This window comes from Methylobacterium sp. J-067 (assembly GCF_022829465.1).
In the GTDB taxonomy this organism is placed as follows: domain Bacteria; phylum Pseudomonadota; class Alphaproteobacteria; order Rhizobiales; family Beijerinckiaceae; genus Methylobacterium; species Methylobacterium litchii.
On sequence record NZ_JAKSXZ010000146.1, the window covers coordinates 305721 to 331546 of the forward strand.

Annotated in this window: 26 protein-coding genes; 12 read left to right on the top strand and 14 right to left on the bottom strand. The window is 69.9% G+C overall.

All coding sequences use genetic code 11. The features are described from left to right. Window positions 1–29: 29 nt before the first annotated feature. Window positions 30–1430: a TAXI family TRAP transporter solute-binding subunit gene (locus MKK52_RS24885; protein ID WP_243959743.1), complete on the bottom strand. Its 1401-nt coding sequence runs from the start codon at window positions 1428–1430 to the stop codon at window positions 30–32. Window positions 1431–1573: 143 nt separating this feature from the next. On the opposite strand from MKK52_RS24885, the gene MKK52_RS24890 reads away from it, so the two are divergent. The 7 genes from MKK52_RS24890 (at window position 1574) to polA (ending at window position 9169) form a co-directional block, all read left to right on the top strand. Next, the gene (locus MKK52_RS24890; protein WP_243959048.1) at window positions 1574–2149 is read left to right on the top strand and encodes a regulatory protein RecX; all 576 of its coding nucleotides are present in this window, start codon (window positions 1574–1576) and stop codon (window positions 2147–2149) included. Between the two features lie 77 nt (window positions 2150–2226). Next, the gene (locus MKK52_RS24895; RefSeq protein ID WP_243959050.1) at window positions 2227–3438 is read left to right on the top strand and encodes a putative DNA modification/repair radical SAM protein; all 1212 of its coding nucleotides are present in this window, start codon (window positions 2227–2229) and stop codon (window positions 3436–3438) included. Further along, the gene (locus tag MKK52_RS24900) at window positions 3438–4889 is read left to right on the top strand and encodes a UdgX family uracil-DNA binding protein (protein WP_243959052.1); all 1452 of its coding nucleotides are present in this window, start codon (window positions 3438–3440) and stop codon (window positions 4887–4889) included. Before MKK52_RS24895 ends, MKK52_RS24900 begins: the two co-directional genes overlap by 1 nt. A gap of 135 nt (window positions 4890–5024) precedes the next feature. After that, window positions 5025–5279 (top strand): hypothetical protein, encoded by a 255-nt coding sequence (locus MKK52_RS24905; protein ID WP_243959054.1) that lies wholly within the window; start codon window positions 5025–5027, stop codon window positions 5277–5279. Window positions 5280–5381: 102 nt separating this feature from the next. Next, window positions 5382–5678 (top strand): nucleotidyltransferase family protein, encoded by a 297-nt coding sequence (locus MKK52_RS24910; protein ID WP_243959057.1) that lies wholly within the window; start codon window positions 5382–5384, stop codon window positions 5676–5678. Then, entirely contained in the window at window positions 5659–6018 is a 360-nt protein-coding gene (locus MKK52_RS24915) for a DUF86 domain-containing protein (RefSeq protein WP_243959059.1), read from the top strand. Before MKK52_RS24910 ends, MKK52_RS24915 begins: the two co-directional genes overlap by 20 nt. A 25-nt stretch (window positions 6019–6043) precedes the next feature. Beyond that, window positions 6044–9169 (top strand): DNA polymerase I, encoded by a 3126-nt coding sequence (gene polA, locus MKK52_RS24920; RefSeq protein WP_243959061.1) that lies wholly within the window; start codon window positions 6044–6046, stop codon window positions 9167–9169. A 164-nt stretch (window positions 9170–9333) separates the two neighbouring features. On the opposite strand, the gene MKK52_RS24925 is transcribed toward polA, so the two are convergent. Further along, window positions 9334–9621: a GIY-YIG nuclease family protein gene (locus tag MKK52_RS24925; protein WP_243959063.1), complete on the bottom strand. Its 288-nt coding sequence runs from the start codon at window positions 9619–9621 to the stop codon at window positions 9334–9336. A gap of 302 nt (window positions 9622–9923) precedes the next feature. Between MKK52_RS24925 and MKK52_RS24930 the strand changes: the two genes are divergently transcribed. Beyond that, complete coding sequence (locus MKK52_RS24930; protein ID WP_243959065.1) at window positions 9924–10898, top strand: NADPH:quinone oxidoreductase family protein; 975 nt, start codon at window positions 9924–9926, stop codon at window positions 10896–10898. 7 nt (window positions 10899–10905) lie between these two features. Here MKK52_RS24930 and MKK52_RS24935 read toward each other — a convergent pair whose 3' ends face one another. The 3 genes from MKK52_RS24935 to MKK52_RS24945 all read right to left on the bottom strand — a co-directional run bounded on the left by MKK52_RS24935 (window position 10906) and on the right by MKK52_RS24945 (window position 13983). Beyond that, window positions 10906–11919 carry an adenosine kinase gene (locus MKK52_RS24935; protein ID WP_243959067.1) on the bottom strand — a complete coding sequence of 338 codons (1014 nt, stop codon included), beginning with the start codon at window positions 11917–11919 and terminating at the stop codon, window positions 10906–10908. Window positions 11920–11990: 71 nt separating this feature from the next. Next, a complete protein-coding gene (locus MKK52_RS24940; protein ID WP_243959068.1) occupies window positions 11991–12521 on the bottom strand; it encodes a Uma2 family endonuclease in 531 nt (176 codons plus the stop codon). A gap of 70 nt (window positions 12522–12591) precedes the next feature. Continuing rightward, window positions 12592–13983, bottom strand: coding sequence for an MFS transporter (locus tag MKK52_RS24945; protein WP_243959070.1), 1392 nt, complete (start codon window positions 13981–13983; stop codon window positions 12592–12594). Between the two features lie 126 nt (window positions 13984–14109). Here MKK52_RS24945 and MKK52_RS24950 point away from each other — a divergent pair, with 126 nt between their 5' ends. Both MKK52_RS24950 and MKK52_RS24955 read left to right on the top strand, forming a co-directional pair. Then, window positions 14110–14433 carry a type II toxin-antitoxin system RelE/ParE family toxin gene (locus MKK52_RS24950; protein ID WP_243959072.1) on the top strand — a complete coding sequence of 108 codons (324 nt, stop codon included), beginning with the start codon at window positions 14110–14112 and terminating at the stop codon, window positions 14431–14433. Beyond that, on the top strand, window positions 14433–14750 hold the full coding sequence (locus MKK52_RS24955; RefSeq protein WP_243959074.1) for a DNA-binding protein: 318 nt from the start codon (window positions 14433–14435) through the stop codon (window positions 14748–14750). The genes MKK52_RS24950 and MKK52_RS24955 overlap by 1 nt, the downstream gene beginning before the upstream one ends. A gap of 6 nt (window positions 14751–14756) precedes the next feature. Here MKK52_RS24955 and MKK52_RS24960 read toward each other — a convergent pair whose 3' ends face one another. The 4 genes from MKK52_RS24960 to MKK52_RS24975 all read right to left on the bottom strand — a co-directional run bounded on the left by MKK52_RS24960 (window position 14757) and on the right by MKK52_RS24975 (window position 19862). Then, window positions 14757–15686, bottom strand: coding sequence for a glutaminase (locus MKK52_RS24960; protein ID WP_243959077.1), 930 nt, complete (start codon window positions 15684–15686; stop codon window positions 14757–14759). Between the two features lie 95 nt (window positions 15687–15781). Then, window positions 15782–17551 carry an ABC transporter ATP-binding protein gene (locus MKK52_RS24965; protein ID WP_243959079.1) on the bottom strand — a complete coding sequence of 590 codons (1770 nt, stop codon included), beginning with the start codon at window positions 17549–17551 and terminating at the stop codon, window positions 15782–15784. A gap of 200 nt (window positions 17552–17751) precedes the next feature. Beyond that, on the bottom strand, window positions 17752–19149 hold the full coding sequence (locus MKK52_RS24970) for an MFS transporter (protein ID WP_243959081.1): 1398 nt from the start codon (window positions 19147–19149) through the stop codon (window positions 17752–17754). Further along, entirely contained in the window at window positions 19146–19862 is a 717-nt protein-coding gene (locus MKK52_RS24975; RefSeq protein WP_409564738.1) for a PRC-barrel domain-containing protein, read from the bottom strand. Before MKK52_RS24975 ends, MKK52_RS24970 begins: the two co-directional genes overlap by 4 nt. A 281-nt stretch (window positions 19863–20143) precedes the next feature. Between MKK52_RS24975 and MKK52_RS24980 the strand changes: the two genes are divergently transcribed. Then, complete coding sequence (locus tag MKK52_RS24980; RefSeq protein WP_243959083.1) at window positions 20144–20542, top strand: hypothetical protein; 399 nt, start codon at window positions 20144–20146, stop codon at window positions 20540–20542. Here MKK52_RS24980 and MKK52_RS24985 read toward each other — a convergent pair. Further along, the gene (locus tag MKK52_RS24985) at window positions 20539–20973 is read right to left on the bottom strand and encodes a PRC-barrel domain-containing protein (protein ID WP_243959085.1); all 435 of its coding nucleotides are present in this window, start codon (window positions 20971–20973) and stop codon (window positions 20539–20541) included. The two genes, MKK52_RS24980 and MKK52_RS24985, sit on opposite strands and share 4 nt — an antisense overlap. Window positions 20974–21450: 477 nt before the next feature. Between MKK52_RS24985 and MKK52_RS24990 the strand changes: the two genes are divergently transcribed. Next, window positions 21451–21807 carry an SWIB/MDM2 domain-containing protein gene (locus MKK52_RS24990; protein WP_243959087.1) on the top strand — a complete coding sequence of 119 codons (357 nt, stop codon included), beginning with the start codon at window positions 21451–21453 and terminating at the stop codon, window positions 21805–21807. Window positions 21808–21858: 51 nt separating this feature from the next. On the opposite strand, the gene MKK52_RS24995 is transcribed toward MKK52_RS24990, so the two are convergent. The 4 genes from MKK52_RS24995 to MKK52_RS25010 all read right to left on the bottom strand — a co-directional run bounded on the left by MKK52_RS24995 (window position 21859) and on the right by MKK52_RS25010 (window position 25594). Next, a complete protein-coding gene (locus MKK52_RS24995) occupies window positions 21859–22653 on the bottom strand; it encodes an SDR family NAD(P)-dependent oxidoreductase (protein WP_243959089.1) in 795 nt (264 codons plus the stop codon). A 66-nt stretch (window positions 22654–22719) separates the two neighbouring features. Next, window positions 22720–24102: an MFS transporter gene (locus MKK52_RS25000; protein ID WP_243959091.1), complete on the bottom strand. Its 1383-nt coding sequence runs from the start codon at window positions 24100–24102 to the stop codon at window positions 22720–22722. 123 nt (window positions 24103–24225) lie between these two features. Next, window positions 24226–24951, bottom strand: coding sequence for a peptidase inhibitor family I36 protein (locus MKK52_RS25005; RefSeq protein ID WP_243959093.1), 726 nt, complete (start codon window positions 24949–24951; stop codon window positions 24226–24228). A 10-nt stretch (window positions 24952–24961) separates the two neighbouring features. Then, window positions 24962–25594 carry a 2OG-Fe(II) oxygenase gene (locus MKK52_RS25010; RefSeq protein ID WP_243959095.1) on the bottom strand — a complete coding sequence of 211 codons (633 nt, stop codon included), beginning with the start codon at window positions 25592–25594 and terminating at the stop codon, window positions 24962–24964. Window positions 25595–25826 lie beyond the last annotated feature (232 nt).

Sequence of the window (25826 nt, forward strand, 5' to 3'; positions counted from 1 at the left end):
AACGCGGCGGGGCCCGTTCTGTGCCTTCGCTACTCGGCGGCGGGCAGATGCAGGGCCATGAGCTGGGCCGAGCGGCGGCGCTCGCCCTCGGGCGGGGGCACCCCGATCCGCCGCCTCGCATCGCCCACCGCCTCGTGGACGCCGTCCACCGCCAGGATCAGCGCGCTCACCGTCCGCAGGTCGATGGTGCGCTCGCGGGTATACGAGACCACGTCGGCGATGAGGTCGTCGATCTCGAGGACGATGGTGTCGAGTTGCTCGACATTCGTCGCCGCGCGGATCTCGCGCAGGATGTCGAGCAGCCGGTCGAGGACGATGTCGATCCGCTCCCGCCGCTTGCGGGCGAGGCGCTGGCCGAGCCACGCGAAGCCGGAGCCGATCGTGCCGCCGAAGAAGGCGACGAGGTAAATGTAATCCTCGTAGCGGTCGAGGAAGGTCTGCTGCTCGCGCTCGAAATAATCGACCGCGCCGGGGTGGTTCGGCAGGCGCGCCGAGGTCGCCGCGACGGTGGTGTCGAAATCGGGCGCCTTCATCAGCTTGGCGATGGGCGCGGCGGCGGCGAGGCGCGAGCGCCACTCGAACAGGTGCTGGGTCGCCGAGGCGACGGCGACGCGGCTCACCGTGCCCCGCGCCATCAGCCGGTAGGAGGCGCCGACGGTGCGGATCTCCTCGTCAGGCCGCTTCGGGCGACCGCCGAACGTGCCGGCAGGGATGGTGACGGCCTGAAGTTCGGGGAAGCGCTGCAGGATGGCGTCGCCATCGGGGATCGACACGAACTCGATCTTGCGCTCGGGCGAGCCCGCCTCGACGGCGCGGATTACGCTGCCGGCCATCTTCGAGGCCGGGCTCGCGATGATTGCTACGGCATCGACGCGCTTGTCCGCGATGGCCTGGGTGATCTCGGCGAATTTCAGCGGCACCACGAGGACGTGGCCGGGCGCGGGCTCGGCGGTGTCGTCGCCGCTGGGCGTGTCGGGCAGGAGATCGTAGAAGGAGAGGACGTTGGTGAGGAAGGGGATGTCCGCCCCGTGCCGCACCACGATGCCGAGGCGCTTGCGGGCGAAATCGGGAAACTCGTCGATGTCGCTGTGCTCGGGACGGGCGACGACCAGCGCCTCGTCGTGCAGGATCGCCAGCGTCAGGCCGTTTTCCGGCAGGAACACGTCGGGGCGGACCACGGCGAGGTCGGCCTTGTTGCGCTGGAGGGCGAGGCCGCTGTCCCTCACGTCCTCGTAGCGCACCACCTTCAACCGCACATCCTCGCGGGCCCGGTCGAGGGCGGCCGCGTAGGCCTCGATCAGCGCGGCCTCCGGCCCGTCCTGCGGGCCGACCGCCACCGTGAGGGTGTTCGGGCGCCACAGGTAGGCGACTCCGCTCGCGAGTGCGATCAAGCCGAGCGCCACCAGGACGAGGAGCCATTCGCGCCGCATCAGGACGGAGGCGGCCGCCCACAGCTTTCGCTGCAGTGCCCCGAGTTTGGAATCAGGAGGAGGGACATCGCCCGGCCTGTCGCGTTGCGCGCGTTCCATGGGTCGTTCATGAAGCGCAAACCTGTCCAGATCGTGAAGAACACGTGAAGCCTCCCTCCGTTGCATCTTCCGGGCCGGAGACACCCAAGCCACCCCCGCGCCCGGTGAGTGCGGCATGGCTGGAGCGGGCCGCCCTCGATTACCTGCAGCGCTACAGCGCCTCGACCGAGATGCTTCGCCGCACCCTCTCGCGGCGTGTCGAGAAGCGGGCGCGGGCGCGGGGAGAGGAGCCCGCCGCCTTCGTGGAGATGATCGAGGCGACGGTGGCCCGCGCCCTCTCGGCCGGGCTCGTGGACGATGCCCGCTTCGCCGAGGGGCGGCTGGCGGCGCTGCGCCGCCGGGGCACCTCGCGCCGGGGGGCGGGTTTTAAGCTCGCCGCCAAGGGCGTGCCGCGCGAGGTGGTCGCTGCCGTGATGGAGGCCGAGCGCGAGGCCTCGCCGGAGGAGGACAGTGAGGAGAAGGCCGCCTGGGCCTATGCCAAGCGCCGCCGCCTCGGCCCCTTCCGCCAGCCCGACCGGCGGGCCGATTACCGGGAGCGCGACCTCGGCAGCCTCGCCCGGCAGGGCTTCCCCTACGGCCTGGCGCGGCGGATCATCGAGGCCGACGAGGAACCCGCCTGACGGGGTGCGGCGTTGCGGCTAGGGAGCAGGGGCGCGGTGCCCTTGTATCCGCCCCCGAAACGTTCATCTTCCGTTCCATGGATGACGCCCTCGCCAAGAAGCTCCGCATCCTGGCCGATGCCGCGAAATACGATGCGTCCTGCGCCTCGTCGGGGGCGCCCAAGCGCGTGGCCGGCAAGGACGGGATCGGCTCCACCACGGGGGCTGGGATCTGCCACGCCTACACGCCGGATGGGCGCTGTGTGTCGCTGCTGAAGATCCTGCTGACCAACTGGTGCCTGTTCGATTGCGCCTATTGCGTCAACCGTCGCTCCTCGAATGTGCGGCGGGCGAAGTTCACCGTCGAGGAAGTGGTGAACCTCACCATCAACTTCTACAAGCGTAACTATATTGAGGGGCTGTTCCTGTCCTCGGGCATCATCAAGTCGCCCGACCACACGATGGAGCTGCTGACCCGCGTGGCGAAGTCCCTGCGCCGGGATCACGGCTTCGCGGGCTACATCCACCTCAAGTCGATCCCCGAGGCGAGCCCGTGGCTGATCGAGGAGGCGGGTCTCTACGCCGACCGCCTGTCGATTAATGTCGAGTTGCCGACCGAGGCGAGCCTGGGCCGGCTCGCCCCCGAGAAGGACGGCGCGGCGATCCAGAACGCCATGGCGCAGATCGGCGAGCGGATCGTCGAGGCCAAGGCCGAGCGCCGCCGCTTCTCCCCGGCCGGGCATTCGACGCAGGTGATCGTCGGCGCCGACGACACGACCGACGCCGCCCTCATCGCCAAGAGCGAGAACCTCTACGGCAGCGTCGGGCTCAAGCGCGTCTACTACTCGGCGTTCAGCCCGATCCCGGACGGCTCGCAGATCCTGCCCTTGAAGGCCCCGCCGCTCGCCCGCGAGCACCGGCTGTATCAGGCCGACTGGCTGCTCCGGTATTACGAGTTCTCGGCCGAGGAGGTCGCGTCGGCCTCCGAAGGCGGGATGCTCGCCCTCGACATCGATCCGAAGCTCGCCTGGGCGCTCAAGAACCGCGAACGCTTCCCCGTCGACGTGAACAAGGCCGACCGGGAGATGCTGCTGCGCGTCCCCGGCCTCGGGGCGCGGGCGGTGGACCGGATCGTGAAGGCGCGCAAGCACACGACGCTCCGCCTCGACGACGTGGCGCGGCTGACCTCCAGCCTCAAGCGGGCGCGGCCCTTCCTCATCGCCGCCGACCACCGGCCGGTGGCGCTCACCGACCGCGCCGATCTGCGCGCCCGCCTCGTGGAGCCGGCCCAGCAGCTGAGCCTGTTCTGATGGCGGGCGCGACCTCCCGCGCCACCTCCGCGCGCACCATCCTCCTGCGCCCCGGTGCCGACCTCACCGGCTTTCGCGATGCCGCCCGCCGCCTCGCCGCCGAGAACGTGCCGCCGGAGGCCGTGACCTTCTCCGCCGAGTCCGCGCCGAGCCTGTTCGGCGACGATGCACCGCCGGGGTCCGACGCGCCCCTCGTCCTGCCCCGGGCGGTCACGTCCCTGATCCCGAGCGTGGTTCCGCACCGGGACCCCGAGCGCTACGGTCTGCTCTACGCCCTGATCTGGCGCGTCCTCCATGGGGAGCGGCACCTGATGGAGGTGGCGAGCGACCCGCTGGTCCACCGCCTCACCCGCATGGCCAAGGCCATCGGCCGCGACCTGCACAAGATGCACGCCTTCCTGCGCTTCCGCCGGGTCGAGGATCCGGCGGGCGAGCGCTACGTCGCGTGGTTCGAGCCCGACCATCACATCCTGGAAGCCGCCGCGCCGTTCTTCGTGCGCCGTTTCGCCGGCATGCGCTGGACGATCCTGACGCCGGAGGGTCGGGCCGTCTGGGACGGGGACACCCTGGCCTATGGCCCGCCGGGCTCCCGCGCCGACGTGCCCGAGGGCGACGGCTTCGAGGCCGGCTGGCAGACCTATTACGAGACGACGTTCAACCCGGCCCGCGTGAACCCGAAGGCGATGCGCGCGGAGATGCCGAAGAAGTACTGGCGCAACATGCCGGAGACGGCCGCCATCCCCGCCCTGCTGCGGGGTGCGGCGGACCGGACGGCGCAGATGATCGAGAGGGAGCCCACCTTGCCCGCACGCCGCGAACCCGCCCGAGCCGTCGCCGCGATGGCGGACCAGGACCCGAAGAGCCTGGACGAACTCAACGCCATCATCCGCAAGACGGAGCCCCTGGTGCCCGGCGCGACCCAGGCCGTGCTGGGCGAAGGCCCCCTCGACGCCACAATCGCGTTCGTGGGCGAGCAGCCCGGCGATCAGGAGGATTTGAAGGGCCGCCCCTTCGTCGGGCCGGCGGGGCAACTCCTCGCCCGCGCCATGGCGGAGGCCGGCATCGACCGCGAGGCAAGCTACCTCACCAACGCGGTGAAGCACTTCAAATTCACGCTGCGCGGCAAGCGCCGCATCCACGAGAAGCCGACGGCCGGCGAGGTGAGCCATTACCGCTGGTGGCTCGACCGCGAACTCGAGTTCGTGGCGCCGAAGCTCGTCGTGGCGCTCGGCGCGACGGCGGTGCTGGCGCTGACGGGCAAGGCGATCCCGATCACCCGTTCCCGGGGCCCGTTCCGGTTCGACCGGCTGGACAACCGCTTCCAGGGCTACATCACCGTCCACCCCTCCTACCTGCTGCGCCTGCCCGACGAGGCCAAGGAGGAGGCCTATGCCGCCTTCATCACCGACCTGAAGCGTATAGCCACGCTTGGGGCCGAACTCGCGACGTGAGGCGCGGGTTTTAATCCCTTGTGCTGCGTGCGACGAGGCACGCCGCTCCGGGAAAGTCGTTCCTATATCTCTCTCATGACAGATGAAGCGGACGCCAATAAGCGATCCGCGATGCGCAAGGAGAGAGAAATAAAGATGAAGACCCGTATCGCCGCCGCCGTTGCTGCCATCGTGATCGGCGCCACCGCCCCCGTCACCTCCGCGATGGCCTACCCGTTCTCCCGTGACACGGGTCCGCTCACCACCGGCTCCATCGGCGTCCACGACTCGCCGTTCTACGAGGCCCACCCCGGCTATTGCCGCCCGAGCTCAGCCGCCGAGGGCAACGCCAACCAGCAGACCCGGCCGGTGAAGCAGTACGGCCAGACCACCGGCGGCAACCGCTGCTGAGACCCCCAAGAACGCCAGTGCATGAAGCGGCGGGGCCCAAGTGCCCCGCCGCTAGTTTTTTGGTATGGCTCAGAGCTGACACGATTCCGACGGTCTCATACGATGAACCGTGACGCTGCCCTTGCCATCCTGCGCGCCCATGAACCGGAGCTTCGCCAGCGCGGCGTGCGCCATGCCGCGCTGTTCGGCTCCGTCGCCCGGGGCGAGGAAGGGCCCGACAGCGACTTGGATGTGATGATCGACATCGATGTCCCCACGGTCGGGGGGGTCTTCGGCTTCGTGGGCCTATGCCATTACATCGATGACCTTTTCCCGATCCGGGTCGATGTGCTGGATCGGCGGGCGTTGAAGGATCGCATCCGGGCGCGGGCAGAAGTCGATGCCGTCGAGGTCTTCTGAAAGGTCCCTCGACGCCCTCCAGGACATCATCACGAATGCCAGCCGGATCCGGCGTTTCGTGACGGGCTATACGCTGGACATGTTCATCGCCGACGACCGCACGCATCTTGCGGTCGTGCGATGCCTGGAGATCATCTCCGAGGCAAGCCGGCGCATCGGCGCCGACGTGCGGGATCGCCATCCCAACATCCCCTGGAGACAGGTGATGGATGCCGGCAACGTCTACCGGCACATGTACGACGGGGTCTCGCTGGACATCGTCTGGCTGACCGTCCACGACGAACTTCCCATCCTGATCGCGGCGGCCGAGGCCGAACTCGGGCGCGCGCCGGATCGTTGACGAGTTTTACGAGCCCCCTGGCCCCATGACTGCCGCCGAGACCACCCCCAAGCCCGTCGGCCCCGGCGATCAGGTGATCCTGGTCGATGGCTCGTCCTTCATTTTCCGGGCCTATTTCCAGTCGATCAACCAGGACCAGAAGTACAATTCCCGCCCCTCGGACGGATTGCCGACCGGGGCGGTGCGGTTGTTCTGCACCAAGATCGCCCAGTTCCTCCAGGACGGCGCGGCCGGCACCATGCCGACGCATCTCGGCATCGTCTTCGACAAGTCCGAGGGCTCGTTCCGCAAGGAGATGTTCCCGGACTACAAGGGGCACCGCCCCGACGCGCCCGACGACCTCAAGCGCCAGATGCCGCTGATGCGCGACGCGGTGCGGGCCTTCGGCCTGCATGCCGTCGAACTGGAGCGCTACGAGGCCGACGACCTCATCGCCACCTACGCGCGGCAGGCCGAGGCGCGGGGCGCGGGCGTCATCATCGTCTCCTCCGACAAGGACCTGATGCAGCTCGTCGGGCCGCTCGTGCGGTTCTACGATTTCGAATCCGGGTCCAAGGGCAAGCCGGGCTACCGGCCCGAGCGCAACCTCGACGTGGACGCCATCATCGCCAAGTGGGAGGGCCTGAGCCCGAACCAGATCGGCGACGCGCTGGCGCTGATCGGCGACACCTCGGACAACGTGCCGGGCGTGCCCGGCATCGGCCTGAAGACCGCCGCCGCCCTCATCAAGGAATTCGGCTCCCTGGACGCGCTGCTGGAGCGGGCGGGCGAGATCAAGCAGCCGAAGCGCCGGGAGACCCTGCTCGCCAACATCGACCAAGCCCGCCTCTCGCGCAAACTCGTGGCGCTGATCGAGGACGTGCCGGTCCCGGTTTCGCTCGACGACCTCACCGTGCCGGAGCCCGATCCGGAAAAGCTCGTCGGCTTCCTCAAGGCGATGGAATTCAACACCCTTACCCGGCGCATCGCGCAGATGCTGCATGTGGACCCGGAGAAGGTGAAGCCGGACCCCGCCCTCCTGCCCGGCGCCAAGGGCGCGGCGGGCGAGCCCGTGCCCTTCTTCGGCGACAGCGTGCCCCCCGACCCCGAGACAGCCGCCGCCGGCTCGGAGCGCCCACCGGGCGACGCGCCCCCCGAGGGTGGCGAGGTCGATCCCTTCGCCGATCTCAACCTGCCGGATGCCGCGCCCAAGCCCCGCGGCCCCGCCGAGCCGACGCCGGGCGGCCTCGTGGCGGCGCGGGCGGGCGAATCGGTGAAGCCGTTCGACACCGCTGCCTATGTGACGGTGCTCACCCTCGAACATCTCGACGCCTGGATCGCCGAGGCCGAGGAGGCCGGCGTGGTGGCGGTCGATACCGAGACCGATGCGCTGGATTCCTTCCGCGCCGGGCTCGTCGGCGTGTCGCTGTCGGTGGCGCCGGGGCGGGCCTGCTACATCCCGCTGGCGCATGTGCAGGCGGTCTCCGCCCCCGCCGATGCCGGCGACCTGTTCGGCCAGGGCGCGGCGGCGACCGATCTGGTCGAGCCCCTGCCCGGCCAGATTCCCCTCGATGCGGCCCTCGCCCGGCTGAAGCCGCTTCTCGAAAATCCCGGCGTGCTGAAGGTCGGGCAGAACCTCAAATACGATTGGGTCGTGTTCTCGCGCTACGGCATCGAAGTCGCGCCCTTGGACGACACGATGCTGATCTCCTACGTGCTCGATGCCGGCAAGGGCGGGCACGGCATGGACGAGCTCGCCCGCCGCCATCTCGGCCACCAGCCGATCACCTTCTCGGACGTCGCCGGCACCGGCCGGGCCAAGGTGACGTTCGACCGGGTCGCCCTCGACAAGGCCACCGCCTACGCCGCCGAGGATGCGGACGTCACCTTACGCCTCTGGCGGATGATGAAGCCGCGCCTCGTGGCCGAGCGGCGGGTAGCCGTCTACGAGACCCTGGAACGCCCGCTCCTGCCGATCATCGCCCGGATGGAGATGGCCGGCATCCGCGTCGACCGCGACATGCTGAGCCGCCTGTCGGGTGATTTCTCGCAGATCCTCGTGCGCCTGGAGGAGGAGATCCAGGAGGATGCGGGCGAGAAGTTTTCGGTGGGCTCGCCGAAGCAGATCGGCGACATCCTGTTCGGCAAGATGGGCCTGCCCGGCGCCAAGAAGACGCCCTCCGGCCAATGGGCCACCCCCGCGACGCTCTTGGAGGAACTGGCGCAGGCCGGGCACGAACTGCCCAAGAAGATCCTCGAATGGCGCCAGCTCTCGAAGCTGAAATCGACCTACACCGACTCGCTCCAAACCCATGCCGACCGGGAGACGCAGCGGGTCCACACCTCGTTCTCGCTCGCCGCGACGACGACGGGCCGGCTCTCCTCCTCGGAGCCCAACCTGCAGAACATTCCCGTGCGCACGGAGGAGGGACGGCGCATCCGCCGGGCCTTCGTGGCGGCGCCGGGCATGAAGCTGATCTCGGCCGATTACTCGCAGATCGAGTTGCGGCTGCTCGCCCACATGGCCGACATCCCTGAACTGCGCAAAGCCTTCGAGGACGGCATCGACATCCACGCCGCCACGGCCTCGGCGATGTTCGGCGTGCCGCTGAAGGAGATGACGCCGGATCTGCGCCGGCGGGCGAAGACGATCAACTTCGGCATCATCTACGGCATCTCGGCCTTCGGGCTGGCCGACCGGCTCGGCATCGGCCGGGAAGAAGCCTCGGCCTTCATCAAGCAGTATTTCGAGCAGTTCCCCGGCATCCGGGACTACATCGACACGACCAAGCGCAGTTGCCGCGACAAGGGCTACGTTACCACCCTGTTCGGCCGGGTGTGCCATTACCCGCAGATCCGCTCCAACAACCCCAACGAGCGGGCAAGCGTCGAGCGGCAGGCGATCAACGCCCCGATCCAGGGCTCGGCCGCCGACATCATCCGCCGGGCGATGATCCGCATGGAAACGGCGCTGAAGGCCAAGCATCTCGGCGTGACGATGCTGCTGCAGGTGCACGACGAACTGGTCTTCGAGGCGCGGGAGGACGAGGTCGAGACGGCGATCCCGATCATCGCCTCAATCATGGAGGAGGCCCCGGCACCGGCCCTGACGCTCCGGGTGCCGCTGGTGGTGGAGGCCAAGGCGGCGCTGAACTGGCAGGAGGCGCATTGAGGCGCGTGCCTCATTGAGGGCGACGTACATTCAGGGCGGCGCCATCTTTGGAAGCCGCCCGCGTCCCTGGATTGCTTCACTCGGTTCGCAATGACGTTTCCCCCGCCAAACCCGTCATTGCGAGCCCAGCGAAGCAACCCAGGGCGCCGCGCCATCGCCGGAGGTTACACCAGCCCAGGGTACAGGTCGGTCCAATCCGGGTTCATCGCCTCGATGAGCGCAAGCTTGCGCTTCCGCGACCCAGCCTTGATCTGCTTCTCGCGGTCGATGGCCTCGATCATCGCGGCGTGAGACTCGTACCAGACGAGCGCCTTGCAGCCGTATTCCCGCGTGAAACCCGGCAGCAAGGCTTCGCGGTGCTCGTAGACCCGCCGGGCGAGATCGGAGGTCACGCCGACGTAAAGCGTGCCGTTGCGTCGGCTGGCCATGATGTAGACGGTCGGCGCGCGCACGGCGGCCCTCGGGAGGATTGCGACTCAGGTCGCGGATCCCTGGATTGCTTCGCTTCGCTCGCAAAGACGGATGGCGGATAATTCACAGAAATGCGGCGCCCCTTGCATCATAGCCGTCATTGCGAGCGCAGCGAAGCAATCCAGGGTAGCGCTACGTTCGAAAACGGCCTGCATCCCTGGATTGCTTCGCTTCGCTCGCAATGACGATAGTGGACTGGGAGGGGGGGGTTGAAGCAGTCGAAAGTGGCGCAACCTTCGCCCATCGTGGCGAAGGCGCCGAATAAGAATACGGGAGCGAAACGATGCGAGCCCTCCTCTGCCAGAGCCTCGACGGCGCGGACAGTCTCGCCATCGCGGAGAGGCCCGCGCCCTCCCCCACCGCCGGGCAGGCGCTGGTGCGCGTCACGCTGGCCGCGCTCAACTTCTTCGATACGCTGATCGTCGCCGGGAAGTATCAGGTGAAGCCGCCCCTGCCCTTCTCGCCGGGGGGCGAGGGCGTGGGCCTCATCGAGGCGCTGGGCGAGGGCGTCACTGGGCTCGCGGTCGGCCAGCGCGTCGTGATCCATGCCGGCTACGGCTGCTGCGCCGAGCGGATCGCCATCGATGCGACGAAGCTCACCCCCGTGCCGGACGGCGTGCCCGACGAGCAGGCGGCCGGGCTCACCATCACCTATGGCACCACCCTCCATGCCCTCGCCAACCGGGCGAAGCTACGGGCGGGCGAATGGCTCGCCGTGCTCGGCGCCTCGGGCGGGGTCGGGCTCGCGGCGGTGGAACTCGGGGCACTGATGGGGGCGAAGGTCATCGCCTGCGCCTCGTCCGAGGACAAGGTCGCCGCTGCCCGCGCCCATGGCGCCGCCGAGGGGCTGGTCTACTCGCCCGAGACCTTGAAGGACGACCTGCGCCGCATCACCGGCGGCGCCGGGGTGGACGTGGTCTACGACGCGGTGGGCGATGCCTTCGCCGAGCCCGCCCTGCGGGCCCTGGCATGGCGGGGGCGCTACCTCGTGATCGGCTTCGCGGCCGGCGCCATTCCGCGTTTGCCGCTGAACCTGATCCTCCTCAAGGAACTCGACGTGCAGGGCGTCCACTGGGGCGCCTTCACCGAGCGCGACCCGGAGGGCCACCGGGCCGGCCAGAAACAGCTGCTCGCCTGGGTGGCCGAGGGCAAGCTCAGCGCCAAGGTCCACGGGGTCTATCCGCTGGACGAGTACCGCGAGGCGTTCGGGGTGCTCATCCGGCGGGAGGCCGTGGGGAAGGTGCTGCTGAGGGTGTAGGCGGGGCTCAGAGGAGCCCCTGCTCCCTCGCCAGCATCACCAGATCCGCCTGCGGCCGGGCGCCGATATGCTGGATGACCTCCGCCGCGGCCAGGGCGCCGAGGCGGGCGCTGGTGGCGTGGTCGAGGCCACGGGCATGGCCGGCGAGGAAGCCGGCGGCGAACAGGTCGCCCGCGCCGGTCGTGTCGACGACATGCTCCACCGGGCTCGCGGCCACCTCGCGGACATGGCCGCCGTTGACGACGAGGGCGCCCTTCTCCGAGCGGGTGACGAGGCCGAGCATGTGCAGGCCGCGCCCGTTGCGCTCGTCGCGCAGCGCCGCCACGGCGGCTTCCTCGTCGTCGGTCTCGTAGAGGCTCTTCAGCTCGCCGAGGTTGGCGAACAGGATGTCGATGCTGCCGTCGCGGATCAGGCCCAGGAACTCGTCGCGGTAACGGCCGACGCAGAAGGCATCGGACAGCGTCAGCGCCACGGCGTTGCCGGCCCGGTGGGCGATCTCGACGGCCTTGCGGAACGCCTCCTTGGCGGCCGGCGGATCCCAGAGATAGCCTTCGAGATACACGACGCGGGCGGCGGCGACGGCCTCCTTCTGGATGTCGTCCGGCCCGAGGCCCTGGCAGGCGCCGAGATAGGTGCTCATGGTGCGCTCGCCGTCCGGCGTCACCAGCACGAAGCAGCGGGCCGTGGCCGGGCCGTCCGTGGCGGCGGGAACCTCGTAGGAGACGCCCGTCGCCTTCAGATCGTGGCGGAACAGCTGGCCCAGCTCGTCGTCGCGGACGCGGCCGATGAAGCCGGTCTTCGCGCCGAGCATCGCCGCGCCGACGGCGGTGTTGGCGCCCGAACCGCCCGACACGATCGTCGCCGGGCCCATCACCTGGAACAGGGCTTCCGCGCGCGGCTCGTCGATCAGCGTCATCGCCCCCCGGGCGATTCCCTCCTTCTGGAGGAAAGCATCGTCGGTGCGCGCGATGACGTCGACGATGGCGTTACCGAGGACGAGGAGATCGAGGGAGGCGGTCATGCGGCGATCCGTCTGGGAGGAATTCCGGCGGCTGTGGCACCGGTCGCCGCCCGGATCAAGCCGCGGGCCGGTCAGTCGTCGGCGAACAGGTCGGCCACCGGCACCGTCAGGCCGGGCGGATCGAGGCTGAGCGTGCCCTCGCTGACCATGCGCGTGGCGATGACATCGCCCGTGCCCCGGGCGTGATGCACGACGAGGCGGTTGTCCGGGTACAGGATCAGGTAGTGGGCGACGCTCGGAACGCGAAAATAGCCGCGCAGCTTCGCGCCCTGGTCCACCGAGCGGGTGCCCGGCGAGACGACCTCGACCACGATGACCGGGTTCGCGATCTCGACGGCGTTCGGGTCCGCCCGCCCGCCGCAATAAACCAGGGCATCCGGCTCGAACGCGGTGTGGTCGTCGATTCGGACGGTCATGCCGTCGGGCATGGCGCGGCAGGGGAGAACGACGCTGCGGATGGCGGATCGCAGAGCGAGGTAAGCGGCAGCCTTCACTTCGGCATGCTGCACCCGCTCCGGCGACATCGCGATGACTTGGCCGTCAATCAGTTCGTAGCGGCCTGGTCGCCCTTCGGCCCAGGCCAGGAACTCGTCCGTCGTCATCCGCCCGTCCGGTGCCGCACTCGCGCCCATCGCATCCGCCAATCTAGTCGGCGGGAGCATAGCACGGTTCTCAGCCGGCGATCTCCTCCAGCGCCACGTCCCGGGTGCGCGGCCCGAGGAGCCCGACGAGGCCGCCGGCGATCAGCATCGCCGCGGAGATGAACAGGAACACCCCGGGCGTGCCCGCCTCCCGCAGGACGAAGGCGATGATAAAGCCGGTGAAGATCGCCGAGAACCGGCTCCACGAATAGACGAAACCGACCGCCCGCGCCCGGATGCCGGTGGGGAACAGCTCCGCCTGATAGGCGTGGAAGCTGTAGGACATGACGTTCGAGGCGAGCGTCAGGCCGATGCCGAGCGCGACGATGGCCGCCACGTCCCGCACCTGCGCGAACGCGAGCCCGCAGGCGATGTAGACGAGCGCCGCCGCCACGATGACGTGCTTGCGCTCGAACCGGTCGGCGATCAGGAGGCCGATCAGCGGCCCGGCCGGGGCGGCGAGCGCGATCAGCGCCGTGTACGCAAGGCTCGACGTGACGGTGATGCCTTGCGCGATCAGCAGGGTCGGCACCCAGTTGGCGAAGCCGTAGAAGCCCACCGTCTGGAACACGTTGAACCCAGCCATCATCAGCGTGCGGCGCCGGAAGGGCGGCACCCACATGTCGCGGAAGGCGCCGCGCGGCTGCATCGGCTGCGGCGGCCCGGGGGGCGGCAGCGGGCGGCCGTATTCCGCCGCGACCTTCGCCTCCAGCCGGTCCATCACCGCCTCGGCTTCGGCGAAGCGCCCGCGCTCCACGAGCCAGCGGGGGCTCTCGGGCAGGCTGGAGCGCATCCACCACACCAGCACGGCCGCCGAGGCGCCGATGAGCGCGACCCAGCGCCAGCCGTCGAGGCCGAGGGGCGCGAGGGGGATCAGCAGGTAGGACAAGACGGCGACGACCGGCACGGCGCAGAAGCCGATGCCCTGGCACAGGGCGAAGGCCCGCCCCCGGATCGCCTTCGGCACCAGTTCGGAGAGGTAGCTGCCGATGGTGACCATCTCCAGCCCCAGCCCGATCCCGGCGATGAGTCGCCACAGGTTCAGCCCGAAGGCCTCCGTCTGGAACGCCATCACGACGTTGGCGGCGGTGTAGGACAGGAGCGACCACGTGAAGATCGCCCGCCGCCCGAACCGGTCCGCGAGCCAGCCGCAGGCCACCGTGCCGATGAAAAGGCCGGCGAACAGGGCAGCCACGAACCCCGCCACGCCCGTCGCCCCGAACAGGCCGGGCGTCGTCGGCGTAAGGATGCCGGCCTTCACGAGGCCCGGCGCGACGTAGCCGGTGAAGAGCAGATCGTAGAGTTCGAAGAAGAAGCCGAGGCCGAGCAGCGCCACGAGGCGCCAGACGCTCCGCGTCGCGGGCAGCCGGTCGAGCCGGGCGACGATCTGGCCCGGGTCGGGGGAAGCCGCACTGGTCGTCATGGAGGGGGGCTCGCTCGTGGGATCGCCGCGCCGCTTGCCCCGGAAAGGGCGGCTGCGCAAGAGTTTACCGTCCCTAGGCCCAGCAGGCAGGCGGCCTTGAAAGTAGCGTATATGGTACTATCATAAATGGAGATCCGCGAGTACGTCGATGAGCGCGACAGGAGCCCCTTCGCCGAATGGTTCTCACGCCTGGATGCCCAGGCTGCCGCGAAGGTCGCGGTCGCGCTGGTGCGGATGGAGCGGGGCAACTTCGCCCATGCCAAATCCGTCGGCGGCGGCGTCGAGGAGTACCGGATGGACTGGGGGCCGGGCTACCGGCTCTATTTCGGCCGCGACGGGGCCACGCTGATCATTCTGCTCTGCGGCGGCACCAAGCGCCGGCAACAGGACGACATCGCCGAGGCTCATGCCCTGTGGGCCTCGTACAAGCGCCGCCGCAAGGAGGGATGATGGCTCTGACGCGCAGCTTCAAGGAAACGATCAAGGCCAGGGCGGACAGCGACCCCGCCTTCCGGGCCGCATTGCTGACCGAGGCGGTGGACCTGATGCTTGCGGGCGAAGTCGAGACCGGGAAGGCGGTCCTGCGCGACTGCGTGAACGCCACGATCGGCTTCGAGCGACTGGCGCAGGAGACCGGCTCGTCCTCGAAGAGCCTGATGCGGATGCTTGGCCCCGCCGGCAATCCCACGGCGGGCAATCTGTTCGCGATCCTCCGCAGCGTCCAGAAGGCGGCCGGGGTGAACCTCGCGGTCACGACGACCGGCTGAGGCTCCTCACACCCCGAACACCGACCACCCCATGCGCTGGGTCAGCTGTTCCAGCGCCACTCGGCCGAGATGGGAATTGCCGGCGGCGTCGAGGCCGGGGGACCAGACCGCGATGGAGGCCTTGCCCGGCGCCACCGCGAAGATGCCGCCGCCCACCCCGCTCTTGCCCGGCAAGCCGACGCGGTAGGCGAACTCGCCCGAGCCGTCGTAGTGGCCACAGGTCAGCATGATCGCGTTGATGCGGCGCGCCCGCTCCGGCGACACCACATTGAAGCCGGTCGCCGGGTTCAGGCCGTTATGGGCCAGGAACTGCCCCGCCGTCGCGAGCTGGCGGCAGTTCATCGCGATGGCGCAATGGTGGAAGTACACGCCCAGCGTGTAGTCGACCGGGTTCTCGATCACCCCGAACGATTTCATGTAATAGGCGAGCGCGCTGTTGCGGAACCCCGTGCGGCGCTCCGAGGCCGCCACCGTCTCGTCGATGAAGACGCTCGGGTCCTGCGAGAGGAACTGCATGAAGCGCAGGATCTCGCCCAGGGCCTCGCGCGGCGCGTGGCCGGAGAGGATCACGTCCGTCACCGCGATGGCGCCGGCATTGATGAAGGGGTTGCGCGGCACCCCGCGCTCCCGCTCCAATTGCACGATCGAGTTGAACGGGTTGCCCGAGGGCTCCCGCCCGACGCGCCGCCACAGGCGGTCGCCGATCATGCCGATGGCCAGCGTGAGGGTGAAGACCTTCGAGATGCTCTGGATCGAGAACAGGGTCTCGCTGTCGCCGCCCGCGCTGACGCGCCCGTCCCGGTCGATCACCGCCATGCCGAAGCGGTTCGGGTCCACATGGGCGAGTTCGGGGATGTAGTCGGCGACCGTGCCGCGATCCTTTCGCGCGGCCATCTCCTCCGCGATGTCACGGACGACGGTATCGAGATCGGGCATGGCCAGTCGTGGTTTCAAAAGGTCCGGGACCTTTTGCGGGTGCAGGGCGGCGCCCTGCGGAACCCCGGCCCTTTAAGCAAGGACCGGGCCCCGCGTCACGCGGCGGCGAGGGCCGTACCCATCGATTCCTTCTTCATCAACTCGCGGAAGAAGCCGTCGAGATGCGTGAGCTTCTCGGGCGAGCCGTCCTGCGCAATGCGCCCCCCTTCCAGCACGACGATCCGGTCGAAGTCCTGGAGCGTCGAGAGGCGGTGGGCGATGGCGATGACCGTGCGGCCCTTCATCAGGTTGCCGAGGGCGTGGCGGATCGCCTGCTCGGATTCCGCATCGAGCGCCGACGTGGCCTCGTCGAGGAGCAGGATCGGCGAGTTCTTCAGGATGGCGCGGGCGATGGCGATGCGCTGGCGCTGGCCGCCCGAGAGCTTCACGCCCCGGTCGCCGACGATGGTGTCGAAGCCTTCCGGCAGGGCCTTGATGAAGTCGGTGCAATGGGCCGCCTCGGCCGCCTGCCAGACCTCCTCGTCGGTGGCCTCCGGCCGTCCGTAGCGGATGTTCTCCCGGAGCGTCCGGTGGAACATCGACACGTCCTGCGGCACCACCGTGATAGCCTCGCGCAGCGAATCCAGGGTGATGCGGCCGATGTCCTGGCCGTTGATGCGGATCGCCCCCGATTGCGCGTCGTAGAAGCGCTGGATCAGCGAGAACAGGGTCGACTTGCCCCCGCCCGACTTGCCCACGAGGCCGACCCGCTGGCCGGGCTCGATGGTCAAATCGAAATCGCTGAACACCGGGCGCCCGTCCGGATAATGGAAGGCGACGTGCTCGAACTCGATCTTGGCGCCCTGGCCGGCGAGGGGCTTCGCCTCCGGGTGGTCCACGAGGTCGTGCGGCTGCAGCAGGGTGTGCAGGGCCTCGGCGAGGCGGGCCGTGTGCTGCGTGGCGTCCACCAGCGCGACGGCGAGGTCGCGGGTCGCGGCCAGGATGCGGATGCCCAGCGTGCAGACGAGGACCACCTGCCCGTTCGTCGCCTGCCCGGACTCCCACAGCTTGATCGACCAGTAGAGCAGGCCGAGGATTGCCAGCACGGTGAGGATGGCGTGAACGATGCGCAGCTTCTCGAGATAGAGGAGCGACGAGCGCCGGGCGCGCATCTCGGTGGCGATGGTGCCCTCGAAGCGGGCGCCCTCACGCTTGAAGGCCGAGAAGGCGCGCACGAGGGACATGTTGCCGACGAGATCGACCATCTCGCCGTCCACGCTCGCGGCCTTGGCGGCGAAGTCGTGGTGCAGCGGCTTGCCGGCCGAGGCCATCTTGAACATCAGCACGACCACCGCCGCGAAAATGCCGGCGAGGATGCCCGCCATCGTCAGGCTGACCGAGGCGATGTAGGCGATGGAGCCGAAGGCGGCGACGGTCGGCGGCATCACGTTGAACACGAACATGTTCTCGACCGTGAAGATCGCGTTCGAGGTCGCGGTGATGCGGCTCGCCAGCGTGCCGGGCTGACGGTCGGAGAAGAAGGTCGGCGAATGGCCGGTCATGTGCCGGAACAGGTCGCGGCGGATGTCGCCCGTCACCCCGACGAAGGTGAAGGCGCCCGTCAGCGCGGCCACGCGCCAGAGGGCGTTGTCGATGGCGATGAAGACGATAAGGACGGTCAGCGCGCTCCAGATGCCGGTGTTCTCCGGCCCCGGCCCCTTCGTGAGGGCATCGACCACGCCCTTAAGGGCGTAGTCGGTCGAGACCGAGAACCCGACCGCACCGAGCACCGAGATGAGGATGACGAGGTGCGGTAGCCAGCGGCGGCGCAGGTACCGTCCGACGAAGGCGAAAGGCCGTTCGGCGTATCGGTGGAGTTCTTCCATCGTGGCGACCATCCCGTTCTCGCGTGACCGGCCGGCGGCAGCCGTGCGAGCATGCGGTTCTAAAGGCAAGTCCGTCCCGTAGCGCCAACGCAGGAGCGTTGCCATACGTTGCAGTGTGACTCTCTGGATCGCGCGCTTTTAGCGGCCCAAGCTGAACATAGCTTGATCGCCGCCCCGAAGCGAAAGCGATGCCGCGCCCGTCAGGCGGGCTCCGCGATCTCGCGCTCCTTCCCGGAGGCCCGGCGGGTCTCGGGCATGATCAGCGCGACCAGCATGAAGGCGGCAAAGCCCAGGAAGGCGAGGCCGAGGAAGGCGCTGTGGCTTCCGAGCCGGTCGGCCATGATGCCCGCGAGCGAGGTCGAGAGGGCGGCGCCGATGCCCATGGCCGTGCCCACCGCCCCGAGGGCGAGGTTGAACCGGCCGGTGCCGCGGGTCAGGTCGGACACGACGAGAGGCACCATCACGCCGAGCACCGAGGCCGAGACGCCGTCAAGCACCTGGATCGCAACCAGCGCATAGGGGTTCGTGGTGGAGGCGAGCAGCAGGCCGCGCAGCGGCAGGGCCGCGAAGCCGACGAGCAGGACGGGGTAGCGGCCGAACCGCTCCGTGGCCCGCCCGACGGCAGGTGCACAGACGGCGAGCACCGCCTGCGGAACCATGATGCAGGCTGCGACCAGCGCGGTCGCGGTCTCGCTGGCACGTAGCGTCAGGACGCTGCCGACGAGGGGCATCATCGCCGCGTTGGCAAGGAAGAACAGCAGCATGCAGGCGCCGAAGCTCATCAGGCCCCGGTTGCCGAGGAGCGACCGCAGCGCCCCGCGCCCGTTCGGCGAGGCGGCGGCGGGTTCGGCGGCAGCCTGGATGCGCGTGCTGGCATCGATCTCGTCGGCGCGGATCGCCGAAAGGGCCATGACGGCGGGAACGCCGAGGGCGGCGGTGAGGTAGAAGACGGCACCGTTCGACAGGTAGTAGCCGCAGGCGCCCATTCCGGCGGCGGCGACGGCGTTGCCCAATGCCTGGAAGCTGGCATTGCGCCCCAGGCGCTCGCCGGCCCGCGCATGGCCCACGAGGCCGATGCTGATCGCGGCGATGGCCGGGGTGAGCACGCAGCTTGCCGCCGAGTGCAGCGCCATGGCGAGGAGCACGACGAGGAAGCTCGGCCAGACGGCGAGCGCGAGGGCGCTGCCCGCCACGGCGAGGGTGGCCACCGCCGCCGCGAAACGCTTGGAGCGGGCGGCATCCACGAAGGCGCCCCCCGGCACCTGCCCGAGCAGGCCGACGAGGCTCCCCACCGTCAGGGCGAAGCCGATGTCGGATTGGGTCCACTTGGCCTGCGAGAAGTAGACGGCCAGGAACGGCCCGAACCCGGTCTGAAGGTTGGCCACGAAGAAGGCGAAGGCATCGAGGCCCCGCCGGCTCCCCTGAGAGACGACGGCCTCGGCCGGGGCGGGAGCCCCGGACACCGCAGCCGCGTCCGGCACCGCCGCGAGCCGCTGGCGCGCCTCGGCCACCGCATCCTTGCGCGCGTCCGATCGGTGGACGTCTCGGGCCGGTGTCGCGGGAACGGGGGGCCGTGCCTTCAATCGGGCCACCGTCATTTATCCGGAGCCTTTTCGGGCGCGGGCGCAGCGGGAGGGGCGGCAGGCGTCGCGACGGGGGCGGCGGCGGGCGCGGACGGCGGCATCGACGCGGGCGGCACCACGGGAGCCGGCGGCCCCGCTGGAGCCACGCCGGCCTGCTCGCCCTCGGGCGGCGTGCCGCTCGCCGGGCCGAGCACGACGATCGGCTCGCCCGACTTGTATTCCGGCGAGACGCGGACCTGATTGCGGGTGAGCGCCACCGAGAGCCGGCGCTCCTTGCCGTCCGAGGCGAAGCGCAGGGCGCGCCAATCGACGGCGATCTTGCGGGTGCCGACGCCGAGGAAGCCGCCGAAATCGATGATTGCCGCGCGGGGATGCCCCTCCTTGTCGATGATCACGTCGATCACCCGGCCGAGCTCGTCCCCCTGCGCGCTGCGGACGCTGCGGCCGAGGAGGCTCTCGTAATCCGAGGTGTCGAGGACCGTGGCGGGCGTACCCTGCTGCGGCTGCGCCCCGGCGGCGGGCGCCGGAGGGGTCGCGGACGGCGCCGCCGGCGTGGCGGCGGGCGGCGCAGCCGGCGCGGGCGTTGGGGTGGGTGAGGTTGGTGGAGGCGGGGGCGAGGCGCCCGGGCCGGAGGCGCCCTCACCGCCGGCGGGCGGCGTCTGGGCGGCAACCCCCGTCGCCCCCAGGGCGAGCACCAGGGCCGCGATCATCCGACTGGTAGTACGCACGCGTCGTCCTCTGCGAAATCCGATGGGCGGCCAGGCGGGGAGCCCTGCCGCCCGAATCCGGCGCGGCATGACGGCGATACCGTCGGACCTGGGCGAAGTTATGGATCAGGTCTGTGGGCTGAGGGCAACAGGGTGCGAGATCCGCGCCACATTCCCCCTTCGGCGCGCCGCGGGCGGCCCGGCTGCCCCCGGCGCGTCTGTTTTTCGCCGCAACCCCGGCTTAGATCCTCAGAAACAGTTCGTGGGCCCTGGCATTGCGCGGCCCGCGCGAGGAACCGTCAATGTCCCGCACTCCGTTTCCGGCCCCCGTGCCTGCCCTGATTCTCGCCGTCTCCCTGGCCGCCGGCGGCCTCGCGGGATGTCAGGCGCTGGGCAGCACGAATGGCGTGATGCCCGATACCGATGTCGGCCTGCCGCCCTCCATGCGCGGCGCCATCCCCGGCCGTCAGGCGCGGACGGCGACCCTGGACGACGACGGCCGCCCGCTGCCGGCCGCCCCGACCCGCAACATCGACATCCCGAAGAGTGCGGGCGCGGCGAGCCGTTCCGCCGATGCGAGCGAGCGGCGGATCCGCCGCGACGAGCTGGAAGGGAGCGACGCCCGCAGCGGCAGCAGCTCGAACGGCATGGCCCCGTCGCTCACTCCCGGCGGCAGCGTCGGCCTCGGCGGCAAGTTCTAAATGGAGGCGAGGCGGCTGCCGTAATATTCGTCCAGCCGCTTCTTGTAGTTCGGGTCGGCGAAACTGTCCTCGCCCGGCCCGTGGGTCGGCGCACCCGCCAGCGAGCCGGGATCGATATCCACCACGTAGCCGCCGAGCTCCGTGCTGTAGCGCAGAGCCCGCCAGGGCAGCGCGTGGTGGTTCTCCCCGAGGCCCAGGAAGCCGCCGAAGGCCAGGACGGCGTAGGCCACCTGCCCCGACACCTTGTCGACCATGAAATTGTAGACCGTGCCGAGATGGCGGCCCTCGCTGTCGTAGACGGCGGTTCCCTCGACCTTGTTCGAGGCGATCAGGCGCGGCGTCTCGTCGAGGGCGACGCCCTCGGCGGCCGGGTCGAGTTCCAGCGTGCCCGGCTTCCTGACGGCGCGTTCGGTCGGCAGATCGGTGGGCATAGTCCCTCCTCAGGCGCCCCGCGGCCACGCGGCGGGGGTGATGGAGGGGTTACGAGCACCGCCGCAACCGGTTCCGTCGCGGCGTTCGCGTGATTCGCGAGGGGGCGGGCCGGGCCCGGTCAGATCAGGACGCGGGCCTCGGGGGCCCGGCCGGTGTCGACCCGCCGCGTTCCGGCCGCCAGGGCGACGACCAGCGCCACGGAGAGCACCAGTGCGAGGGAGAGGATCGGTGTGAACATGTCACCGAGACTTGCAAATCGCGGTTACGATAATGTTTCATATCCCAACCTATGCGATAAGATTCTGCTTCGGCATCCTTGCCGAATGGGCCAAAGGCTGGTCCACCCTGTGGATTGAAGCGGTTAGCACCGACTTTCCCCTTGGAACGGGCGCGTCACCGCTTAGTTGATGCTGCTATGCTGACGCGGCGACGGGGTGCGGTTTGCCCCGGCGCGGTCCGAGCATCGGAGGATATTGATGGCGACGAAGACGGAGAAGGCTGCGCCGAAGGCGGCCAAGACCACCAAGGCTGCTTCTGAGTCCGCCCCCGCCAAGACCGCCAAGCCAGCTGCGAAGGCGGCGGCCGCGAAGCCGAACGCCCTTCAGCAGCCGCTGAAGCCCTCGGCCGAGCTTGGCGCCATCGTCGGCACCAGCCCGCTTCCGCGCGGCGAGGTGGTGAGCAAGGTGTGGGAATACATCAAGAAGCACAACCTGCAGAACCCCGAGAACAAGCGCGAGATCGTCGCAGACGACAAGCTGAAGAAGGTCTTCGGCAAGGACAAGTGCTCCATGTTCGAGATGAACAAGCACCTCGCGGCGCACCTGAAGTCCTAACGGCACCTCTTGCCGGACCGGCCCGCGGGCCGGTCGCGGCAGATCCTGGCGTCATGCGAGATATTGCAGGACGCCGCCATCGACCCGCATGGCCGCGCCCGTGGTCGCGCTCGCGGCCGGGCTGCACAGATAGGCTACGAGGTTGGCGACCTCGTCCACCTTGGCCAGACGTCGGATCAGCGATGTCGGCCGATGCTGCGTCACGAACTGGCGGCCGAGTTCCTCGCTATCGCCGGTCGCGCCGTCGCTCATCTGCTTGAGGAAGGTATCGACGCCCTCGGAGAGGGTCGGGCCGGGCAGGACGCTGTTCACGGTGACGCCGCTGCCGGCCACCGTCTGCGCAAGGCCGCGCGCGATCGAGAGCTGCGCCGTCTTCGTCATCCCGTAATGGACCATCTCGGTCGGGACGTTGAGGGCGGATTCGCTCGAAATGAAGATCACCCGGCCCCAGCCACGCTCGACCATGGCCGGCGTGTAGGCGCGAGACAGGCGCACGCCGCTCATCACATTCACGTCGAAGAAGCGCTGCCAATCCGCGTCCGGGATGTCGAAGAACGGCTTCGGCTCGAAGATGCCGGTGTTGTTGACGAGGATGTCGATGCCGGGGTTGGCCGACGCCAGGGCCTCGGCCCCCGCCGCGTCGGAGACGTCCCCCACCGCCGCGAAGGCGCGCCCGCCGCTCGCCTCGCCGCGCAGCTTCGCCAGGGCGGCATCGACCCGCTCCGTCGTGCGCCCGTTGATGCCGACTTCGGCGCCGAGGTCGCAGAGCGCCCGGGCGATGGCGTAGCCGATGCCGCCGGTCGAGCCGGTGACGAGGGCTCTACGTCCGCTGAGATCGAGATCCATGATCGGCTGTCCTTTGCCATTCACCCCGTGACGCGAAGGTGGGGTCGGCCGGGCCGGAGACCACTCCTACCCGTTCCGCTGCCAGCGCAGGGCACTGGTGCAGGCGCCGACCATGGAGAGCGCCACGGCCGTTGACAGGGAGAGTGTTACCGCCGAGCCCGCTCCGCTGCCATGGGTCAGGCCGAACAGCACCGCGACCAGGGCCGCGCCCAGGGATTGCCCGGTGAGCCGCGCGGTCGATTGCATGCCGCTGGCGCCGCCGCTGCGCTCGCGCGGGGCCGAGGTGACGATGATCCGGTTGTTGGGCGACTGGAACAGGCCGAAGCCGAGGCCGCAGAGGGTGAGCCGCCACACGATGTCGAGGACCGGCGCCCCCGTGGGCAGGGCGGCGACTAGGGCGAGCCCGGCCGCCATCACCGCGAGGCCGGCGCCGCCGAGCAGCCCCGGCGGGTAGCGGTCCGCGAGCCGGCCCGAAATCGGCGCCATCACCGCGACGGCGATGGGCCAGGGGGTCATGAGAAACCCGGTCTGCGTGCTCGACAGGTGGAGCACGTCCTGGAAGTAGAACGGCAGGGCGACGTAGGACGCCATCTGCGCCGCGAAGGCGCAGACCGAGGAGGCCATCGACAGGGCGAAGGCGCGGATGCGCAGCAGGTCGACCGGCAGGAGCGGCGCCGGCAGGCGGATCTGGCGGCGCACGAAGATCACCCCGAACACGAGGGCGGCGGCGATCTCGGCCGCCCCCCGGACGGCCCCGCCGGGATCGCCGAGCCCATCGATGCCGACGATCAGCAGGCCGAAGGTCAGGGCGTTGAGGAGCGCGCTCAAGCCGTCGAAGGGCCGGCGGCTCTCGGGCGTCGCGGGCAGGGTGCGGGTGGCGACGGCGAGCGCCAGCAGCCCCACCGGCACGTTCACGAGGAACAGCCACGGCCAGGTCGCCACGGAGAGGATCGCGGCGGCGACGGTCGGCCCCGCCGCCGAGGCCACCGCCACGACCAGCGCGACGTTCGCCACCCCCGCCCCGATGATCTTGTGCGGGTAGATGAAGCGCACGAAGCCGATGTTGACGCTCATGATCGCGGCGGCGCCCAGCCCCTGCACGATCCGCGCGGCGACGAGCAGGCCGAGGCTCGGCGCCAGGGCGCAGGCCAGCGAGGCGGCGACGAACACCGCGAGCCCCGGCAGGTAGACGCGCCGGAAGCCGAAGATGTCGCCGAGGGCGGCGAAGGGCAGGAGGCTCGCCGTGACGGCGACCTGATACGAGTTGACCACGAAGATCGCGTCGGCCGGCTTCACCGCGAGGTCCTTGGCCAGGACCGGCAGCGCCACGTTGACGATGGCCCCGTCGAGCACGGCCATGGTCATGGCGAGCGCGATGGCGGCCATGGCGAGCCGACGCTCGCGCAGCGGCAACCCGTCCTGCGGTTGCGGCGCGGCGGTCTCGGCCATGCTGGGCGCTCCTGCGGCGCCGCAAGGCGTCCGTGTCGGGGAAGGTGCCTGTCGTCTCGCGCAGGCGCGCGGCAGCGTCGAGGGGTCTCGCGTGTCCTACGTCACCCGGCGGCCGCGATGGGCTCAGCCGGCGCGGCGCCCGCACCGGACATAGGTCGAGGTGCCCTTGCTACTGGTCCAGGTCAGACGGTCGCCCTCCACGAGGAGGCGGACCTGGGACGACCAGCGGCGGCCACGGTCGCTGCACTCGGCCGCCATCACCCACGCGCCGCCGGCGCGGTGGCCGTCATGGAAGCTGCAGAGGGTCTTGCCGGCCCGCGCCTTCTCCATCGAGATCGTCGCCGGCAGGTAGCCGCGCCGCCGCGAGGGGCTGAGGCAGGCGGCCGGGGTCGGCCCCCAGGTGCCGACGAACTCGGCCACCGGCAATCCGGGGCGCTTCGGGGCGACGGCCTGGATCGCGGCCGGGGCGGGCATGGCGGCGGCGACGGCCGGAACCTCTGCAGGCGGCTGCGCGACCGCCGGCATCGCCTCCGGCGGCAGTTCGGGCAGCACAGTGACGCGCTTGGGCGGCTCGTCGGCCCGGCGGGACGCCTCGGCGGAGGGCAGGGGTCGGAAGGGCAGATCCTCGCGCAGGTAGGTGGCGCAATAGGCGAACAGCCCGCCCCAGCCCACGACGAGCAGGGCCGGGATCGCGTAGCGCGCCCCGCCCTTTCGGGCGGCGGCGTCCGGTTCGGGTGGAGGCGGCGGCACGACCAGGGCGTTCATCCCCGGCTCGCTGAGGGCGAGCGGCGTGGGGAAGGCGGCGGCGGTCACGGTGTCGTCCCGCCACTGGGCCCTGTCGAGCGTCATCTCCATGGCATCACCGCCCGAAGATGCCCTTCAGGAACTGGGCGGTGCGGTTGCGCTTGCGCTTGCGCTCCAGTTCCGAGGCGTCCTTGATCCAGGCCACCTGCACCACCCGGCGCTCGCCCTCGAAGGGCTCGTGGCCGTGCCAGGAATTGTCGGCGCGCAGGAAGGCGAACATCGTGCCCATGGTCGGCGGCACCTCGACGGCGAAGGGCTCGAAGTTCTTGCCGTCGTAGAGCACCCGCAGCCGGCCGGCGGCCGGGGCGTCCCAGGCGTCGTTCATGTAGACGAGGAGCGTCAGCACCTTCGACGGGCCATCCGTGTGGATGGCGCCGTACTTGAGCTGGCTGCGCTTCATGATGGTGGTGAGGCGCGGGCAGGAGACGAGATCGATTCCGAACTTCTCGCCGAGGATGCGGGAGAACTCGTCGCTCTCCAGTTCGTCGATCAGTGCCTTGAACCGGCCCTGGAGGGAGACCTCGTCCACGGTGAGGTAGCCGGGCTTGCCGATTTCGGGGAAGTCGCGCCGGATCTCCTCGATCGAGTCGCGGTTCAGGACGTTCGTGCCGAGGGTGTACGGATAGGGCTCCCGCGAGAGCGGCGCGGCGCGAATCGCCTGAACGTCGAGGATCGAGAGAGCCGTCATCGCTGAGTGTCCCTGGGTGTCGCGCTGTGGGGAACGGGAATCACGCAGTGCACGTCCTCGCAAGCGGATCACGTTCACAAATTGTTAGGGCCGCTGTGCCCGCGCCGGCTATTTAGGCGGCGGAATGCGGCGGTCAGACGGCGAAAGCGGTGGGGTGGCGCATTCCGGTGACAGTCGCCGGGCACCCGCCCGTGCAGGATAACCAGACCCGCGACCCTTCGCGGGGCGTGCG